We start from the raw sequence: 4,312 nt of genomic DNA, 5'->3' as shown, positions 1-4,312 counted from the left end.
CCGTCTCAGTCATCGCGGAGCTCCCTTCGAGTGGAGGCAGACCCTGCCATCCCGATCAACGGGCGACCAGGGGTTTCCTCCGCCGCCGCAGCCCGTCGGCCCCGGGACTCGAAGCACACCTCTTTCCCTCGGCTATCGCGTGGGAAAGGTGTCGGCGCACGGGACCGGCTTGCCCACAAGGGGTGACCTGCAGAAATAGGCGGTGTCCAATTTGGGGGGTCCACACCTGCGGCAGTACCTCCGGTCCCCCGCTGAAAGCAACCGTCCAACCCACTGTCCAGCCGCCCTTGGGTGCAACCCACTCCCCGCCGCACGGCACCGCTCCGTCAGTGCCGGGCAAGACCCTGGCAGCTCAGACAGCCCGGATCCCGGGCGCGGCCTCCAAGCGATCCAGTCGTTCAAAGTCATCGTGGAAGTAGAACGCCTCCAGTGGCCACACGGTGCGCTGCGCGGTGAACGGGATGATGCCCAGCGAGACGCACGCGAGCGGCATCACGGCCAGGAGGTGGCGCAGCTGGCTATTCATGGCGCCGGGGTCGCGGGCCTGGGCAAGCCGCCGTTCGGGGCAGCTTGCCCAGGCTCCCGTTGGGCTTGCCCAGGTCAGGTCCGGCGGCGGAACAGGCCGCAGCGGGGCTTGCCCGGCTCCTGGTCTCGGTCCTCCTCCGGCTCCGGCTCGGTGCACTGCATCATCACCGCAGCCACGTGGTGGAGTGCCGCACCCGGGACAGGGCGCGCATCGCGGCGCACGGCCGCGCTGCCGATGCGGTTCTGCCGGGACCGGGGCCGGCGCGACTGCCCGGCAAAGAAGGCGCACGCAGCGACGTCACACCTTCCGGGCAGGATGACCGGGCAGGGCCTCAGAACGGGGGATCGTCGCGCCAGGTGCCGTCCGACAGCTCGGGCGGCCGGGGGGTGCGCCGCTGGAGGACGGCCAGGGCGTCCTCGACGCGGCCGAGGTCGATGAGGTAGCCGGCCACGTCATGGCTGTTCGCGGAGGCGTGCTGTTCGAGGACGGTAACGGCCTCCTCGGTGCGTCCGGCGCCGGCGAGCAGCTCGGCGATGTGCGGCGCCGCGTACGAGGTGGCGCCCTCGGGATGGGAGCGGGCCTGTGCGATCGCTTCGTCGACGCCGTCGCGGGCGGCGATCAGCGGCAGCCGTATCCAGTACAGGTCCCACTCCTCCTGGCCCCCGCGGGCGGCGGCGAGGGCGTCGAGGTGCGCAAGGCCGTCCTCGGGGCGGCCCTGGTCGAGGCACAGGCCGGACAGAGTATGGAGGATCCAGTCGTCCCCGTTGCGGGCGTCGGCCTGGACGCGCATCACGTTGATCGCTTCGTTCCCCCGGCCGTGCCGGGCCAGGAGCTGTGCGAGCTCGCAAGCCGAGTTGGGGTCGTGGACCGCGGGTCCGTCGGACTGCCGGTATACCGCGATCGCCCCCTCCACGTCGCCGCGCTCCTCCAGCAACCTCGCGAGCCGTTGTACGGCGTACCGCGAGTCATCAGTCACCGCAGCTGCCCGCAGCTCGCCGAGCCGGCCGTGCCGTGCCAGCAGCGCGGCCAGTTGCTCACCGTTGGTGCTGCCGGTGCGCAGCAGGGCGATCGCCTCGTCGGTGCGGCCCTGGCGCTCGCGGATCGTGGCGAGCAGCCCGATCGCCGTGTCGCGATCGAGGCCTCGGCAGCACCACGGGAAGTCGGAACACCGGTGCTCGGTCCGGGCGGCGAGCAGCGCGGCGGCTTCCTCGTCGCGGCCGGCAGCGGCCGCGATGTCGACCAGGGCCTCGGCGAGGGATAGCTCGCCGATGTGCGGGCGCAGCAGGGTGAACGCCTTCTCGGCGCGGCCGTGCCGGGCGAGTAGGCGGGTGTAGGACTCCAGCGCCATGGGGTGCCCGGCCTCCATGCGGACCCGGGTGATCTCGATCGCCTCGTCGACGCGGCCCCAGCGCTCCAGCAGCTCGGCCGCGGCCACGACGGCCGTCCACCAGCCGGTTGCCAGGTACGGGGCGAGCACCTCCAACGCGTCGGCCTGCCGCCCCTGCTCACCCAGCAACCGCGCCCACGCCAGCGCGCAGAACCACTCCCCGCGTCCGGCCTGCAGCTCCACCACGCCGACGTGGCCGCGTTCGAGCAGCCGTGAGACCAGCTCCGGCGGGATGCAGCCGGACCGCGTCCGGGCCCGGTAGTCAAGATCAGTAGCGTCCACGGCCACGCACCATAGCGCTCGCCGCTGACACCTTGCCGACACCACCGGCGGTCTCGAATACAGCACAGTTGGAATGACGCTCCCCGTCAGTCGGCGCCTCCGCCTGGACCGCGGCCCGTCGCGAGGCCTACGCCAACGACCTCGGCCAAACGTCCAGCCTGGTTGCGGTCACCGCCCGGTCCAACCGGTCAAAAGCCGACCAGGACCCTGCCGAATGGCTTCCCCCGGCCGCTGGCGCGCTGTGCCGCTATGCCTCGGAGTGGACCACGACCAAACTGCGCTGGGCCCTGGCCGTCGACGAGCTGAAGAAGAACCGGCTGCTGAATATCGCGGCCGGCTGCAGCAGTGACACCGTCATCTACACCCCCGCGCCCTAACCAGACACCGCGTGAAAAGGGGCCCTGGCGCCAGGCTTCTGCGATCTCGGCGCGCGGCTCATTCGCGAAAGCGGAGGCGATCTGCTTTGCGGACAAGGGGTACCTCTGAACGCCCTTGCCGGAACTCAGGCCCGCCCGGTCCGCACCGGCACGGCGTCAGTAGCCGGGGTACATGCCCAGGAAGGCAGCGATGGCCACGGTGATGGCAACGCCTTCGACGCCGAGTCCGAAGAGGAGGAGGACCACGGCGAGGACCGCGTCCCCAGCCGTAGTGGACCGCGATTCGCAGACGGTCACGAGGTGCGGTTTGGCCCGGTGGTAGGCGACCTGGACCGTCGTGGCGCTGCTCCTGTGGTGCGCGACGCGGCTCACGCCGTGCAGGTCCGTGTACACGTACGTCCCGAACCTGCCGCCCAGGACGTGCGTGTCCCCGACTCTGTGCGCCTCGACGGTGATGCCGTACCGGGGCAGGTACCACTTGCGGTACACGTTGTCCGCCGCCATGGCGCCGAACGCGATGATCCCCGCGCCGAAGGGGCCGACCAGCAGGGTCTGGAGCGCGATGGTCCACTCTCCGTGGATCCCGACGGCGAGTGCGAGGGCGAAGAAGGAGAGGCCGACGGCGAGCGCCCAGATCTTTCGCCTGCGCTTTCGCCGCTCTTGCGGGGACTCGGTCAAGGTGCGGGCGGTGACCATGGTTGAGCCGTCGACCGTCTCGGCCTCCTCGGCGCGCATAGGCAGGGCCGCGTTGACGGCGTCGGTGAACAGGGTGACGGCGGCCTCGCTCACGTCTTCGACGCGGTGGACGGAGGGCGCTGTCCCGGCGGGGGCAGTGAGCTCGACGGCGACGGCGCGGCCCTCGGAGCGGATGCGCCTGATCGCCAGGAGGGGGATCCGCACCTCCTCGGCCTTCCGGCGCAACACCAGTGCATCGCCGTCGAATTGGAGCACGGTGCCGCTGGAACTGCGCAGGACTGGTATAGGAGACGTGATCGACATGTGCGTGATCGTATGGGCTGGAGGGGGGTGACCGGGAGAGCCCGGGAGACGTGAGGCAGCTGGCTGGACGACCCGCGTGCTGCCCTGGTGCCCCCGGCCGACCGCAAGCTGCTCAGGACTCCTGGCGGAGTGAGTTCAGGCGTGTCCAGCAGATCAGTGCGCATCCGAGGGTGAGGAAGGCTTGGTGGATGTCGTTGCGTATCTCCCAGCGGATCCGCAGGCGGCGGAACCAGTGCAGGTGAGCGAACGCGCTTTCCACGACCTAGCGTTGGGTGCCGAGTCCGGAGCCGTGTTCTGTGCCCCGGCGGGCGATCAGCGGTTTCACGCCGAGAGCCCCTTGCCGATGGGCCCGTTCTCCTCGTGCCTGTGGGGCTCGAAAAGTCGTCGCTGCAGGTCACGCGGCGTATTGATACTCGTTGATGATGCCGCCGAGGACCCTGGTGCGGAGCAGGCTTCGGTCGTCGAGGTCGTGCACGATTGCGGGCTGCTCGGTCGCGCTGGGCGGTAGCTGTTGCCGGGATCGGTGCGGCCGGTGTGCGTTGTAGTGGTCCTGGTGGTCAGTCAGGACCTTCCTGGCGTGGCTCTCGCCCAGGATCAGGACGTGGTCAAGGGTCTCGCGGCGGATGGTGCCGATCACGCGTTCGCAATGCGCGTTCATGCGCGGTGCCCGGGGCGCGCTGAGCAGCACCTCCGTGTCCTCGGCGGTGAAGACGGCATCGAAGGCGTCGGTGTACTTGCTGT

Annotated in this window: 3 protein-coding genes and 3 pseudogenes; 1 reads left to right on the top strand and 5 read right to left on the bottom strand. The window is 70.2% G+C overall.

Going from position 1 to position 4,312, the window contains the following annotated elements; all coding sequences use genetic code 11:
- Positions 1-403 precede the first annotated feature (403 nt).
- Positions 404-538, bottom strand: a pseudogene (locus tag ACNPQM_RS43705) (transcriptional regulator); the annotation flags it as partial.
- 319 nt (positions 539-857) lie between these two features.
- Positions 858-2,195: a tetratricopeptide repeat protein gene (locus tag ACNPQM_RS43700; protein ID WP_418088364.1), complete on the bottom strand. Its 1,338-nt coding sequence runs from the start codon at positions 2,193-2,195 to the stop codon at positions 858-860.
- Between the two features lie 92 nt (positions 2,196-2,287).
- On the opposite strand from ACNPQM_RS43700, the pseudogene ACNPQM_RS43695 reads away from it, so the two are divergent.
- A pseudogene (locus tag ACNPQM_RS43695) lies at positions 2,288-2,572 on the top strand (HNH endonuclease); the annotation flags it as partial.
- A 156-nt stretch (positions 2,573-2,728) separates the two neighbouring features.
- On the opposite strand, the gene ACNPQM_RS43690 reads toward ACNPQM_RS43695, so the two are convergent.
- The 3 genes and pseudogenes from ACNPQM_RS43690 to ACNPQM_RS43680 form a co-directional block, all read right to left on the bottom strand.
- Positions 2,729-3,571 (bottom strand): hypothetical protein, encoded by an 843-nt coding sequence (locus ACNPQM_RS43690; RefSeq protein WP_418088363.1) that lies wholly within the window; start codon positions 3,569-3,571, stop codon positions 2,729-2,731.
- A gap of 112 nt (positions 3,572-3,683) precedes the next feature.
- Positions 3,684-3,899 (bottom strand): annotated as a pseudogene (locus tag ACNPQM_RS43685) (IS5/IS1182 family transposase); the annotation flags it as partial.
- A 66-nt stretch (positions 3,900-3,965) separates the two neighbouring features.
- On the bottom strand, positions 3,966-4,312 hold a 347-nt coding region (locus ACNPQM_RS43680), incomplete at its 5' end, for an integrase core domain-containing protein (RefSeq protein WP_418088362.1).

The sequence above is a fragment of the Streptomyces sp. NPDC056231 genome, assembly GCF_048270745.1.
GTDB lineage: Bacteria > Actinomycetota > Actinomycetes > Streptomycetales > Streptomycetaceae > Streptomyces.
Note: the sequence above shows the minus strand (reverse complement) of the source record. Positions and strands in the feature narration are given on the sequence as shown.